Annotated in this window: 11 protein-coding genes; 2 read left to right on the top strand and 9 right to left on the bottom strand. The window is 66.1% G+C overall.

What is annotated here, in order from left to right; all coding sequences use genetic code 11:
* Nucleotides 1-4: 4 nt before the first annotated feature.
* The 3 genes from ACFSGJ_RS09400 to ACFSGJ_RS09390 all read right to left on the bottom strand — a co-directional run bounded on the left by ACFSGJ_RS09400 (nucleotide 5) and on the right by ACFSGJ_RS09390 (nucleotide 4711).
* Nucleotides 5-3490: a calcium-binding protein gene (locus ACFSGJ_RS09400; protein WP_390261032.1), complete on the bottom strand. Its 3486-nt coding sequence runs from the start codon at nucleotides 3488-3490 to the stop codon at nucleotides 5-7.
* Nucleotides 3491-3614: 124 nt separating this feature from the next.
* Nucleotides 3615-4220: a hypothetical protein gene (locus ACFSGJ_RS09395; protein ID WP_390261030.1), complete on the bottom strand. Its 606-nt coding sequence runs from the start codon at nucleotides 4218-4220 to the stop codon at nucleotides 3615-3617.
* 89 nt (nucleotides 4221-4309) lie between these two features.
* Nucleotides 4310-4711 carry a winged helix-turn-helix transcriptional regulator gene (locus tag ACFSGJ_RS09390; protein ID WP_390261029.1) on the bottom strand — a complete coding sequence of 134 codons (402 nt, stop codon included), beginning with the start codon at nucleotides 4709-4711 and terminating at the stop codon, nucleotides 4310-4312.
* A gap of 90 nt (nucleotides 4712-4801) precedes the next feature.
* Between ACFSGJ_RS09390 and ACFSGJ_RS09385 the strand changes: the two genes are divergently transcribed.
* Nucleotides 4802-5371, top strand: coding sequence for an NADPH-dependent FMN reductase (locus ACFSGJ_RS09385; protein ID WP_390261027.1), 570 nt, complete (start codon nucleotides 4802-4804; stop codon nucleotides 5369-5371).
* A gap of 46 nt (nucleotides 5372-5417) precedes the next feature.
* Here ACFSGJ_RS09385 and ACFSGJ_RS09380 read toward each other — a convergent pair whose 3' ends face one another.
* Genes ACFSGJ_RS09380 through ACFSGJ_RS09360 form a run of 5 tightly spaced genes read right to left on the bottom strand, consistent with a single transcriptional unit; the run spans nucleotide 5418 to nucleotide 11099 of the window.
* Nucleotides 5418-6371 (bottom strand): ABC transporter substrate-binding protein, encoded by a 954-nt coding sequence (locus ACFSGJ_RS09380; RefSeq protein WP_390261025.1) that lies wholly within the window; start codon nucleotides 6369-6371, stop codon nucleotides 5418-5420.
* 30 nt (nucleotides 6372-6401) lie between these two features.
* On the bottom strand, nucleotides 6402-7406 hold the full coding sequence (locus ACFSGJ_RS09375; RefSeq protein WP_390261023.1) for an ABC transporter permease: 1005 nt from the start codon (nucleotides 7404-7406) through the stop codon (nucleotides 6402-6404).
* Complete coding sequence (locus ACFSGJ_RS09370) at nucleotides 7403-8908, bottom strand: sugar ABC transporter ATP-binding protein (protein WP_390261022.1); 1506 nt, start codon at nucleotides 8906-8908, stop codon at nucleotides 7403-7405. The genes ACFSGJ_RS09375 and ACFSGJ_RS09370 overlap by 4 nt, the downstream gene beginning before the upstream one ends.
* Nucleotides 8905-10044: a Gfo/Idh/MocA family protein gene (locus ACFSGJ_RS09365; protein WP_390261020.1), complete on the bottom strand. Its 1140-nt coding sequence runs from the start codon at nucleotides 10042-10044 to the stop codon at nucleotides 8905-8907. Before ACFSGJ_RS09365 ends, ACFSGJ_RS09370 begins: the two co-directional genes overlap by 4 nt.
* 2 nt (nucleotides 10045-10046) lie before the next feature.
* Nucleotides 10047-11099 carry a sugar phosphate isomerase/epimerase family protein gene (locus ACFSGJ_RS09360; protein WP_390261018.1) on the bottom strand — a complete coding sequence of 351 codons (1053 nt, stop codon included), beginning with the start codon at nucleotides 11097-11099 and terminating at the stop codon, nucleotides 10047-10049.
* A gap of 174 nt (nucleotides 11100-11273) precedes the next feature.
* Here ACFSGJ_RS09360 and ACFSGJ_RS09355 point away from each other — a divergent pair, with 174 nt between their 5' ends.
* Nucleotides 11274-12308, top strand: coding sequence for a LacI family DNA-binding transcriptional regulator (locus ACFSGJ_RS09355; RefSeq protein ID WP_390261017.1), 1035 nt, complete (start codon nucleotides 11274-11276; stop codon nucleotides 12306-12308).
* A gap of 36 nt (nucleotides 12309-12344) precedes the next feature.
* Here the strand turns inward: ACFSGJ_RS09355 and ACFSGJ_RS09350 are convergent, their stop codons facing one another.
* Nucleotides 12345-12683 (bottom strand): Atu4866 domain-containing protein, encoded by a 339-nt coding sequence (locus ACFSGJ_RS09350; RefSeq protein ID WP_390261015.1) that lies wholly within the window; start codon nucleotides 12681-12683, stop codon nucleotides 12345-12347.
* Nucleotides 12684-12689: the final 6 nt, after the last annotated feature.

Here is a 12689-nt window from a genome sequence, read left to right as displayed (position 1 = left end):
GCGGTCAGAGGATCAGGTCGCCCGCCTGAATCGCGCTGATCCCATCCAGCGCCAGCACGAAATCCGCGCGGCCATTGCCTGTCACATCCCCCATCAACAGACCCGTTCCGTTGACATAGGCAAAGGAAAGCTGCCCCGCCACACCGGTGAAGGCCCCGGTGCCGATATAGCTGAGGCCAAGCGCCCGCAGGTCGATCCGGTCGACACCGCTTTCGAAATCGGCGATGCGGTCGCGGGTGGCACCGATTCCGATCTCGGCGCCCGAGTTGTAGACAAAGACATCCGCCCCCGCCCCGCCATAAAGCACATCGACCCCGGCGCCGCCGTAAAGCGTGTCGTTCCCGTCGCCCCCGAAAAGCTGGTCGTTCCCCGCCCCGCCATATAGGACATCGGCCCCTTCGCCGCCATAAAGCCAGTCATCCCCGGCCGCGCCATACAGCCAGTCATTGCCGTCATCGCCGTAAAGCGTGTCGTTCCCGTCCCCACCGCCCAGCGTGTCATTGCCCGCACCGCCGAACAGGATGTCGTCCCCGTCTTCGCCCACAAGATAGTCATGGCCATCGCCGCCATAGAGGACATCGTTGCCGACACCGCCAAAGAGCCTGTCCTGGCCCGCGCCACCATAGAGCGTGTCATTCCCCTCCTCGCCATAAAGCGTGTCGTTGCCGGCATCTCCATGGAGGATGTCATCGCCCGCTCCGCCGTAAAGCAGATCCTGCCCGTCGCCGCCGAAGAGCATGTCATCGCCGATCCCGCCGTAAAGCCGGTCATTCCCCGCGCCGCCATAGAGCCAGTCATTGCCGGCGGCGCCGTAAAGGTCGTCGCTGCCGTCATCGCCGTAAAGCGTGTCGTGGCCCGCGCCGCCGCCCAGCGTGTCATTGCCCGGCCCGCCATAGATCAGGTCGTCGCCATCCTCGCCCAGGAGATAGTCGTTCCCCTCGCCGCCATAGAGAACGTCGTTACCCGCCCCGCCATAGAGCCAGTCATTGCCGGGGCCACCAAAAAGCGTGTCATTCCCGGCCTCGCCATAAAGGGTGTCGTGCCCTTCGCCGCCGTAAAGCATGTCATTGCCCGGACCGCCATAAAGCCTGTCCTGCCCCGGCCCGCCATAAAGCCAGTCTGCCCCGGCCCCGCCATAGAGCCAGTCATCCCCCGGGCCGCCGTAAAGCCAGTCCTCGCCATCGGCGCCATAGAGGCTGTCATCCCCCGCGCCGCCATAGAGCGTATCGTTGCCCGCGCCGCCACCCAGAAGGTCGTTGCCATCGCCGCCCAGAAGGACGTCATCGCCATCCTCTCCGTAAAGGCTGTCATCGCCCGCGCCACCATAGAGCCAGTCATTCCCCGCCCCGCCGTAAAGCCTGTCGCGCCCGTCACCGCCATAGAGCGTGTCGTCCCCCAGTCCGCCGTAGAGCAGGTCGTTCCCGCCATCCCCCGACAGGACATCATTGCCGGGGCCGCCATAGAGCGTGTCATGCCCCTCGCACCCAAAGAGGTTGTCGTCGCCCGCCCCGCCATAGAGCCAATCGTCGCCCGCGTCGCCGTAGAGCCAGTCATCGCCGTCGGCACCGTAAAGCGCGTCATTCCCGTCGCCGCCATAAAGCGTATCGTTGCCGTCGCCCCCGCCCAGCAGATCGTCATCAGCCCCGCCGTAAAGCAGGTCATGCCCCGCGCCCCCGTAAAGGCTGTCACGTCCCGACCCGCCGTAAAGCGTGTCATTGCCGTCGCCGCCATGGATCTCATCCGTGCCTTCGTCGCCATGAAGAAGGTCATCGCCCGCGCCGCCAAAGATACGGTCGGCGCCCGCGCCGCCATAGATCGTGTCGCCGCCCGGCCCGGCGTAAAGCCAGTCGCCACCGCCGCCGCCATAGATGTCGTTCCGGCCGCCACCGCCATAGATCGTGTCGCTGCCGCCCTCGCCCAGGATCACCTCATCCTCAGCCGTGCCGGCCAGGACATCGCGTCCCTCGCCGCCGACGATGACGTTCTGCGAGCTGTAGGGTGGATAGCGCGACAGGTTGAGCAGGACCTTTTCGTTGAAATGCGAGACCGGAATAGGGTCGCCGCTCGCGCTGCGGATTTCCAGCACCATCCCCGCATAGGTGATGCGGGCGCCCCATTGCGTCGTCTCGATCAGCAGCTGGCCCAGATTGCGCAGCATCGGAAAGGCCGAGAGATCGATCATGTCGACGCCCGGCTCATAGTCCATGATGCGGATCGTGCGTGCGCCCGGGGTCAGGACAAAGATGTCGCGGCCCGATCCGCCCCACATCGACAAGTCGCCGCTGCCCGAGACAAGAATATCGTCCCCCGCACCGCCACGCAGTTCGGTCGTGCGGGAATCGGCGGCAAGAACATCGTTGCCCGCCGTCCCGTTCAGCGTCCCCTCACCCCCCCGGACCGAGATGCCGAGCGCGCCGAGCCCGATCTCGAACTGGGTAACGCCGGGTTCGGTCAGACTGCTGACAAAGACCTGCAACCGCCCGTCATGCCAGATCGCGGCGATGGAGCCGATATTTTCCAGCGTCATCGCCTGCGTGTCGGCAATGGTCGAAAGGTGGATGAGCCGCCCGTCCGGCAACAGGGTGAACAGGCTGATCCCGTCGTCGCCCCCGCCGGCAAGCACGAAAACCCGGTCGCCGATCGTCACGGTTTCCAGCGCCGTCACGTTCTGGAACCGCGTGTCGAGCGAGTCGATGATGTGATCGACCGCGACCATCCGCCCCTCGGGCGTAAGGCGCAGCACGCTGAGCGAGGAACTGAGCGTCCCCGCCACGATCACATAGCTGGTCCCGTGCAGGGATACCGTGGCGATGGCAGTCGGCCCCTCGAAGCCGGTGCCGCTGTCGGTGCCGATCTTGCCTGCCGGGACCGTGGTGCCGTCCGGCTCGATCCGATAGCTGGCGATGGTGCCGCTGGCCGAGGAGGTGCCGATCAGAAAGGGGCGCCCCTCGATCCACACCACGGAAAGCTGATCGAGCCCCGGCCCGGGGCTGTCGAGCGTGCCGCTGACCATGCTGATCGTGCGCCCACCCGTCATTTCCAGTGTGATCGGTTCGGACTGGCCGGCGCGGGTCGCAAAGATGAAGCTGCGCCCCTCATACTCGACCAGCGCCATCGTCGTCAGGTCGTTCGGCGGGCCGCCCGTCACGGTGAAGGTATAGCGGCTGCCAATGGACCCGTCGGCGGCCAGCCGGTAGGCGGCCGACCCCTCCTGCAGCAGTCCCACGGGCATGAGAACCGGGCTGGCCGAGGTCGCGATGATCGTGATCGCGGGGTCCGAGAGATGCTGCACCCCGTTGATGAAGGTCTGCTGGTTCATCAGCTGGGCGGCGTCGCCGCTGATGTCAAAGGCGCTGACCCCGCCCCCCGTCCGCGTGGCGGCATAAAGCCGGGGCTGGCCGTCTACCACCGCGACATGCAGATCCGCGATATTGGTGAGCAATGCCAGCCCGGCCACGTCATGCGTGGCGATATGCCGGAAAACGGCCATTTCCTGTCCTTACCCTGCACCCCCGTGCTGTGTCCAAGGCTAAGGGTCCGCAACTTAAGCGCGATTTAACAGAAGGGCCGGATTTGACTCTTTCGCAGGAAAGCTGATCAGATGGTTAACGCCCTCAGGCGGGAACCACGAAATACTGGTCGGCGGGCAGATAGCCGGCCAGCCGTCCCGCGGCGCACCACTCACCCTCCCACGGGGCGTCGCCGACCAGCACGACCTCACCGGGTGAGAGGCGTCCGGGCGCTTGGGCCAGCGCCTCTTTCAGACGCTCGCGGATGGCGGGCCAGGGCGCAAAGGCGGCCGGCGCCGGTGCTGCGGCATCGAGCCCGCCCGCAGCGGCCGCCAGCATCGCCGCCGGCGCAAGCTGCCCCTGCGAAAGACCCAGCCGACCGCAATCGACCAGCGCGATCAGTTTATCCGCGCGATCCGGGGGCAAGGCAGGCGTGGCGGGCATCAGGCGCAGGGCGTTCGAGGAAAAGAGAAAGGCGATGACGTCATGTCCGCTGGCAGCGCGGATCGAGGCATAGCTGCGATAGTCGAGGCCAAGCTCGCGCGCGCGGCGCACCCGGGTACGCAGAACCTCGATCGGCAGCGTCGGCAAAAGGGACCGGCGCGCCTCGGTCCAGCAGTGGCGGCGCCAGCTGCCGCCCGCCAGCTCGGGCCCGCGATTATGGCCGATCATCGTGGATGATGTGGCGCCTGCGCTGCTGCCGATCCCCATTGTCTGTCCCTTTTCCGAACCATCATTGCATCGCAGGCTGGCGCGGGGCACGGATCTCTGCAAGGGCAAAATCGGGCCGCCTGCGCGGACTATTCGGCGGCGGGACGGACCTGCGCCGGTGCGAGGCCGTTGCGGGCGTCATAGACCGTGCGCGCCTGCGCCACCCGGTCGTGGTTCTCCATCGCCCATTCCCCCAGCGCGTGCAGCGGCACCAGAAGATCGCGCCCAAGCTCCGTGAGTTCATATTCGACCCGGGGCGGTACCTCGGCATGGACGGTGCGCAGCACATAGCCGTCGCGTTCCAGCCCGCGCAGCGTCACGGTCAGCATCTTCTGCGAAATCCCCGTGACGGTGCGCTTGATCTCGGAAAACCGGCGCCGCCCCGACCCGAGCGACATGATGATCAGCACGCTCCACTTGTCGCCGACCAGCGAGATGACATCGTTCACCAGCCGGCACTGGCCGAGAACATTGAGGTAAGTCGGTTCCATAAAGGTGCCTTTCTCTCTTTCAGGTGCCGTCTTGCCGTCCCCCGGGCACCGATTCTATACACCCGGTATCTAATGGATACGAGGTTTCTTATGAAGACTGTTGCCGTCATCGTGGGGTCGCTCCGCCGCGACTCGATCAACCGTCGTTTCGCCGAGGTTCTGGCCGGGGTCGCCCGCGACCGGCTCAGCTTCCGCTTTGTGGAGATCGGCGACCTGCCGCTTTACAACGACGACCTCTTCGCCGAGGGCGTCCCCGCCCCACTTCAGCGCTTCAAGGACGAGATCGAGGCCGCTGACGGCGTCCTCTTTGTCACGCCCGAATATAACCGCTCCTTCTCGCCGGCGATCAAGAATGCGGTCGACTGGGGGACGCGGCCCTGGGGGCAGAACAGCTGGGCCGGCAAGCCTGCGGCCATCGTCGGCGCCACGCCGGGCGGCACGGGCGGTGCGGCCGGGCAGAACGCGCTCAAGGGGCTTCTGAACGTGGTGGACACGGTGCTGATGGGCCAGCCCGAGGTCTATTTCGTCTGGAAGGACGGGCTGATCGCCGAGGATAACAGCGTCACCGACCCGGCAACCGAGGCATTCCTCAAATCCTGGGCGGCCCGTTTCGACGATTGGATCGACCGCGTGGGCACGCCGCGCCGGAACGCCGCCTGAACAAGCGGAAAGGCCCCCGGTCACGCCGGGGGCCTGCCCTGCCCGATCAGAAAGGGCTGTCGGGATAGTAGAACTGTTCCGCATTGTCCTGCGTGACCAGAACCGAGCCGATGATGAACTCACCGCTGACCGGGGCGTTCGACAGGAAGTTGAGCGCGGTCAGCTCGATCGCCGTCGAGATCATCGAGGGCGGATAGGTGACGTTGGCGCGGATCATCTCGTCGCCGTCACGGACACGCTCGATCATCTCCTTCATGCCGGCGCCGCCGAGCACCCACATCTCATCCTCGCGGCCCGCCTGCGCGATGGCCTCCAGCACGCCGACCGCCATGTCGTCATCCGAGGCCCAGACCGCGTCGATCTGCGAATGGCGCGACAGGAAGTCCTGCATGACGGTAAAGGCGTCGTCGCGGTTCCAGTTGCCGTGCTCCATCCCGATGATCTCGATGTTGCAGGCGCCGGTGACTTCCTGGAACCCCTCCACCCGTTCGTTGTCGATGGTGGTCGGGATGCCGCGCAGGACGACGATCTGGCCGCCTTCGGGCATCTGCTCGCAGAAGAACTCGCCCGAGACGCGGCCGAAACCGGGATTGTCGCCGGCGACGTAAAGATCCTCGATATTCGGCTGCGACAGGCCGCGGTCGACGACGGTGACCCAGATTCCCTGATCGGCCACGCCCGAGACCGGGCCGGTCAGCGGCTCGCTCTCGAACGGAAGGACGACCAGCGCGTCGATGTTGCGGGTCGCGACCATATCCTCGATGTCATTGGCTTGGGTCGCCGGATCGCTGGCGGTCGCGAGGACGAAGTTCAGGCCGGGATGGCGTTCGCTCAGCTCGTTGATCGTCTGCTGCGCGTGAAAGTTCAGGCCACCCGCCCAGCCATGCGTCGCGGCCGGGATCGAGACGCCGATGGTCGCCTCTTGCGCCGCGGCGATCCCGCCCGTTGCAGCAAGGCCCGCGGCCAGGATGACCGGCTTCATGATCGGTTTCAGTTGCATCACGTTTCCTCCCCTTTGTGATGGTATTCCCTAGCGCGCGGGCCGCTTCTCCCGTTGCAGCACCACGGCCAGAATGATGATGACCCCCTGGATCGCCCCGTTGAGATAGGGGCTGACCAGATCGGTCAGGTTCAGGATATTACCGATAAGGCTCAGGATCAGGACGCCGACGACGGTGCCCCAGACGCGCCCGAAGCCGCCGCGCAGCATCGTGCCGCCGATGATCACCGCCGCGATCGCCTCAAGCTCCCACAGGACGCCCGTGGCCGCCGAGGCCGAGCCGAGCCGCGGGACATAGAGGATCGTCGCAACCCCCACCAGAAGCCCGAGCAGCACATAGGTCGCCGTCCGGACCCCATCGACAGAGACCGCCGAGTAGCGCGCCACCTGTTCGTTCGACCCGATGGCCGCGCAATGCCGCCCGAAGGCCGTGTGGCGCATCACCACCTCGGCCAGGATCGCGACCAGCGCAAAGACGATGATCGGCCAGGTGATCCCGAACAGACCGTCGTAATAGACCGGGCGGTAAAGGCTCCGCAGCCCGAAATCGAGCGAAAGCGTGCCGCCATCCGCAAGCCAGGTCACGAGGCTGCGATAGATGCCCATCGTGCCCAGCGTGACGATGAACGGCTCGATCCGCGCGCGTGTCACCAGAAGGCCGTTGATGACCCCCGCGACCAGGCCCGCCCCCAGCGCCACCGCGACGCCCACGAGGATCGTCGCCACGCTGACCCCCATCGAAGGCAGGATGCTGTTCATCACAAGGATCATGAGACCGGCGATGAAGGCCGCCATCGAGCCCACGGAAAGGTCGAGCCCGCCGGACGTGATCACGAAGGTCATGCCGACCGCGATGATCCCGATGAAGGCCGACCGCGCGAGCACGTTGGTGATATTGCCGGAACTGAGGAAGTTTTCGTTGATCATCGCGCCGGTGATGATCAGAACGATAAGCGCCAGAAGCGGACCAAGAACATGAAGGTCGAGGTGGAATGATTTGCTTTGCATCGGTTTTTTCAAAACGTCGGTGTTCATGCCGCGTCCTCGGTGGCGCTAGGGACAAGGCCCATGGCAAGGCGGACGATGGCGTCCTCGGTGATCGCGGGCCCGGAAAGCTCACCCATCAGGCGGCCGCTGCGCATGACGAGGACGCGGTGCGACAGGCCGATCACCTCGGCCATTTCCGACGAGACGACGATGACGCTTTTGCCCGCGGCGGCCAGCCGGTGGATGAAGGCATAGATCTGCTGCTTGGTGCCGATGTCGATGCCCCGCGTCGGTTCGTCGATGATGACGATACCGGGCTCTGCCAGCATCGTCTTGGCAAGCAGCAGCTTCTGCTGGTTCCCGCCCGACAGGTTCCCGGCCCGGATCGCGCGCGAGGGCGTGCGGATGTCGAATTCGCCGATGGCCTGCGTCAGCGCGGCATCCTCGGCCTTGCGGTCGATCAGGCCACGGCAAAACCGGTCGAGCGACAGGAGCGTCAGGTTCTCCCGCAGGGACTTGTCGAGCAGAAGTCCCCGTTCCTTGCGATCCTCGGTCAGGTAGACGAGCCCCGCATCCCGCGCGGCACGCACCGTCCGGGGTCGCAGCGGCTGGCCGCCCACCAGAACCTCGCCGCCCGCATTGCGCAGCCCGACCAGCGCCTCCATCAACTCGGTCCGGCCCGCGCCCACGAGACCCGCAAAGCCGAGGATCTCGCCCTGGCCGAGCGTGAACGAAATTCGGTCGAGCAGCCCGGGGATATGAAGGTCACGGACCTCCAGCGCGACGGGGCCGGCCACGGGCACCTTGGGCGGGAAAAGGTCCGAAAGTTCGCGCCCCACCATCGCGGTGGCCATGCCGTCCTCGTCAAGCTCGGGTGCCGGGCAGGCGCGGACCACGCGACCGTCGCGCAGCACTGTGATGCGGTCGGCGATCCGCGCGACCTCATCGAGCTTGTGCGAGGTGTAAAGGATCGCCGTACCCGCCGCGCGCAGCCGCTCGATCTGTTCCAGCAGCACCTCGGTTTCCTGCCGCGTCAGCACCGCGGAAGGTTCATCCATGATAAGGACGCGCGCCTTTTGCCCCAGTGCGCGGGCGATTTCCACCATCTGCATCTGCGGCACCGACAGGTCGCGGATGCGCGCCCGGGGCGAGACGTCGCAGTTCAGGCGCGCAAGCAGCGCCCCCGTCTCCGCCTGCATCCCGCGATGGTCGAGGAATGGGCCACGCCGGCGTTCGCGTCCCAGAAAAACGTTCTGTTCCACAGTGAGTTGCCGGGCGAGATTGAACTCCTGATGGATCATCAGGACCCCCGCCGCCTCGGCCTCGCGCGGGTCGGAAAAGACCGTGGGCTGTCCGTCCAGCAGGACCTCGCCCGCGCTTGGCGACAGATAACCCGCAAGGATCTTCATCGTGGTCGATTTGCCCGCGCCGTTCTCGCCGATCAGCGCGTGGACCTCACCGGGATTAAGCGCGAAGTCCACGTCATGCAGCACGGTGACCGGCCCGAAGGCGCGGCTGACCCCGCGAAGGACGAGGACCGGAGCGGTCAAAGCGTCACCCAGCCGCCATTGCGGCGCGAAGACCGGACGCAGGCATCGATGAAGCCAACCCCGCGCAGCCCCTGATGCACGTCGGGATAGGTCACATCCTCGGGCGGCGCCTCGCCAGCCGCATGGGCTCGGATCGCGGCGGCGGCCTCGGAATAGATATTGGCAAAGCCTTCCAGATACCCCTCGGGGTGACCGCCCGGCGTCCGGCTGAGCCGTTGCGCCGCCGGCCCCGCGCCCGACCCGTTGCGGGTCAGCAGCCGCTTGGGCTGGCCGAACGGCGTGAACCAGAGGTAATTCGGGTCCTCCTGCGCCCATTCGAGGCCGCCCTTGTCGCCATAGATGCGCAGCCGCAGGCTGTTTTCATTCCCCGGCGCGACCTGGCTGCACCAGAGCATCCCGCGGGCGCCGCCTTCCAGCCGCATCAGCACATGGGCATTGTCATCGACCCGCCGGCCGGGAACAAAGCTTTGCAGATCAGCGGCAAGGCTCTCCACCTTCAGGCCCGACACGAACTCGGCCAGGTTGAAGGCATGGGTGCCGATATCGCCTGTGGCCCCGCCCGGACCGGAGCGCGCGGGATCGGTGCGCCAGCCCGCCTGTTTCGAGCCGGTTTCCTCGGCAGCCTCGGTCAGCCAGTCCTGCACATATTCCACCTGCACCAGCCGCAGGCTGCCCAGATCGCCGGCCTCGATCATGGATTTCGCTTGCCGCACCATAGGATAGGCGGTGTAGTTATGCGTAAGGATAAAGAGCGCCTGCGCGTCTTCGGCGGCCTTCACGAGCCGCCGCGCATCGGCCAGCGTGGCCGTCAGGGGCTTGTCGCAGATCACATGGATGCCACGCCGCAGGAATTCGCGCGCCACCGGATAATGCATGTGGTTCGGCGTGACGATCGCCACCGCCTGAATACCGTTCTTCAGCCGCGCCTCTCGCCGGGCCATTGCGGCATAGTCGTCATAGATACGCCCCTCATCGAGGCCAAGCGCCAACCCGGATTCCCGCGCCCGTTCCGGCGAGGATGAAAGCGCCCCCGCGACAAGATCATACTGCCCGTCGAGCCTCGCCGCGATCCGGTGCACCGCGCCGATAAAGGCACCCTGCCCGCCGCCCACCATTCCAAGTCTGATCCGCTCCATCGTCAGAGCCCCAGCAGCCGGCGGTTGGTCGCATCGTCAGATGCCCCGCCCGCGAAATCGTCGAACGCGCTTTCCGTCACGCGGATGATGTGGTCGCGCACGATCTGCGCGCCTTCGCGTGCCCCATCCTCGGGGTGCTTGATGCAGCATTCCCATTCGACCACGGCCCAGCCGTCGAAGCCCGCAGCCGTCAGCCGCGAAAACACCCCGGACCAGTCCACATGCCCGTCGCCGACCGAGCGGAACCGCCCCGCCCGCTTGAGCCAGGGCTGGAACCCGCCATAGACCCCCTGGCGCCCCGTCGGGTTCAGTTCGGCATCCTTGACGTGGAACATCCGGATACGTTCGGCATAGATGTCGATGTTTTCCAGATAGTCGAGCGCCTGAAGCACATAGTGCGACGGGTCGTAAAGCATGTTCGCCCGCGCGTGGTTGCCGACGCGCTCAAGGAACATCTCATATGTCACGCCGTCATGCAGGTCTTCGCCCGGGTGGATCTCATAGCAGATATCGACGCCGCACTCCTCCGCATGGTCGAGGATCGGGCGCCAGCGCCGTGCAAGTTCGTCGAAGGCGAGTTCTACCAGCCCAGCGGGCCGCTGTGGCCAGGGATAGAGAAAGGGCCATGCCAGCGCGCCGGAAAACGAGGCCATTGCGGTCAGGCCAAGGTTGCGCGATGCGGTCAGCGCCTTGCGCACCTGATCCACCGCCCATTCCTGCCGAGCGGCAGGGTTGTTATGCACAGAAGGCGCTGCAAATCCGTCAAAGGCCACGTCATAGGCCGGGTGGACCGCCACAAGCTGCCCCTGAAGATGGGTCGAAAGCTCGGTGATCTCCACCCCGTTCTCAAGCGCCACGCCCTTGAGTTCGTCGCAATAGTCCATCGAACTTGCCGCGAGGTCGAGGTCGAACAGCCTGGCGTCCCAACTGGGCACCTGCACCCCGGCATAGCCACATTCGGCCGCCCAGCGGGTGATCGAACCCCAGCTGTTGAATGGCGCGGCGTCCCCCGCAAATTGCGCAAGGAAAAGGCCGGGGCCCTTCATCGTCTTCATGCTATCCTCCTTTGGGCTCTCCCCGGGTGTCGCGCTGCGAGTCACCCGCCCTGCCTGCGATGTAAGACCAGCCTGAAATCGTTTACAAGACAATTTGCATTTGTCATGCAAAGGCGATGGCTTGCGCCTGCCGCCCCGCGCGGTAATCACCAAGGCGTCAACGCAGGAGCGCCGATGACGATCAGGATGAGGGCGACCATTCAGGACGTGGCCCGTGAGGCCGGTGTGTCCGCCGCGACCGTCAGCCGTGTCATGTCGGCGCCGGGGATCGTCGCGCCCGCGACCCGCGCCGCCGTGCTGGACGCGATCGAGCGCACCGGCTACCGCGTCCACCATTCGGCGCGGAACCTGCGCCAGCAGCGCACCGGATCTATCGTGGCGCTGGTGCCAAATATCTCGAACCCGTTCTTTTCCAACATTCTTTCGGGGATCGCGGCGACCTTGGGCCCCGAGGGCTATAACCTGCTGATCGGCGATACGCGCAGTGGCCCGGGGGCGGGGCGCGACATGCTGCGCACGCTCGGGAACGGAGTGGTGGATGGCGTGATCCTGTTTGACGGAGAGGTGGAGCCGCCGGCGCGCCGCGCGGGTGGCCTGCCGACCGTGATGGCCTGCGAATGGCGGCCGGGGCCCGACCTGCCGTCGGTCCGGGTCGACAATGCCGGCGGCGCCCGGATGGCGGTCGAACATCTGGTTGCGCTGGGGCATCGACGGATCGGTCATCTTGCGGGCCCGCCGAAAAACGTGCTGACCGTCGAGCGCCTTGCCGGGTTCCGGGATGCAATGGCCGCAGCGCATCTCTCGCCGCGCCCCGACTGGATGCTGGCGGGGGACTTCACGCTTGAATCCGGTGCCGCCGCCGGCCGTCGCTGGCTCGCGCTCCCGGACCGGCCGACCGCGCTCTTCTGTGCCAGCGATGAAATGGCCTGTGGGTTCATCGGCGCGGTGCAGGCGGCGGGGATGGGCGTGCCGCGCGATGTCTCGGTGGTGGGCTTCGACAATATCGAGCTTGTGGCGCATCTGACGCCGCCACTGACCACCATCCGCCAGCAGCGCAACCAGATCGGGATCGAGGCAGCGCGGCTGATCCTTGCGGAGCTGCTTGCGGAACCGTCGGACCGCCCGCCGCCCCGTCAGGTGCTGCTGCCGGTCGAACTGATCCTGCGGGCCAGCACGGCGCCGCCCGCCATCGCACAGGTCTGCGCCTGATGCGGACCTGTGGGGGCGGGCGACGCGTGCGGCCGGTCAGTCCCTGCGGTAAAGGATCATCCCGCCATGGTGCAGGGTGTTGTCATCGACAAAGGTGCCGTCGGCGGTAAAGCCGGTGTCGTCCCAATAGTCGATGTGGTTACCCGTCACCTCATACCGACCCTGATAGGCGCTTTCGCGGGTTCCGCGCGCCTCGTCATAACGGCCGTTCGGCAAGAGGTTGTGGCGGACGCGGTTGTCCTCGGTCACCCACATTCCGACATAGGGGTGGGGTGCGGCGCCGTCTTGCGCCGGATGTGTGGAACCGCCGTGTTCCGCAGCACCGGGATGTGCGGCAAGCGCCGCGCCAAAGGCAAGTGCAATCGGTTTCCTCATGGTGTT

Origin of the sequence: Halodurantibacterium flavum, assembly GCF_042681825.1 — a bacterium.
GTDB classification, from domain to species: Bacteria; Pseudomonadota; Alphaproteobacteria; order Rhodobacterales; family Rhodobacteraceae; genus Halodurantibacterium; species Halodurantibacterium flavum.
Note: the sequence above shows the minus strand (reverse complement) of the source record. Positions and strands in the feature narration are given on the sequence as shown.

Coding starts and splice junctions, on each gene's coding strand:
- ACFSGJ_RS09360 (WP_390261018.1), bottom strand. CDS start 11,099: ATGAAGACGATGAAGGGCCCCGGCCTTTTCCTTGCGCAATTTGCGGGG.
- ACFSGJ_RS09385 (WP_390261027.1), top strand. CDS start 4,802: ATGAAGACTGTTGCCGTCATCGTGGGGTCGCTCCGCCGCGACTCGATC.
- ACFSGJ_RS09400 (WP_390261032.1), bottom strand. CDS start 3,490: ATGGCCGTTTTCCGGCATATCGCCACGCATGACGTGGCCGGGCTGGCA.
- ACFSGJ_RS09380 (WP_390261025.1), bottom strand. CDS start 6,371: ATGCAACTGAAACCGATCATGAAGCCGGTCATCCTGGCCGCGGGCCTT.
- ACFSGJ_RS09390 (WP_390261029.1), bottom strand. CDS start 4,711: ATGGAACCGACTTACCTCAATGTTCTCGGCCAGTGCCGGCTGGTGAAC.
- ACFSGJ_RS09355 (WP_390261017.1), top strand. CDS start 11,274: ATGACGATCAGGATGAGGGCGACCATTCAGGACGTGGCCCGTGAGGCC.
- ACFSGJ_RS09365 (WP_390261020.1), bottom strand. CDS start 10,044: ATGGAGCGGATCAGACTTGGAATGGTGGGCGGCGGGCAGGGTGCCTTT.
- ACFSGJ_RS09375 (WP_390261023.1), bottom strand. CDS start 7,406: ATGAACACCGACGTTTTGAAAAAACCGATGCAAAGCAAATCATTCCAC.
- ACFSGJ_RS09350 (WP_390261015.1), bottom strand. CDS start 12,683: ATGAGGAAACCGATTGCACTTGCCTTTGGCGCGGCGCTTGCCGCACAT.
- ACFSGJ_RS09395 (WP_390261030.1), bottom strand. CDS start 4,220: ATGGGGATCGGCAGCAGCGCAGGCGCCACATCATCCACGATGATCGGC.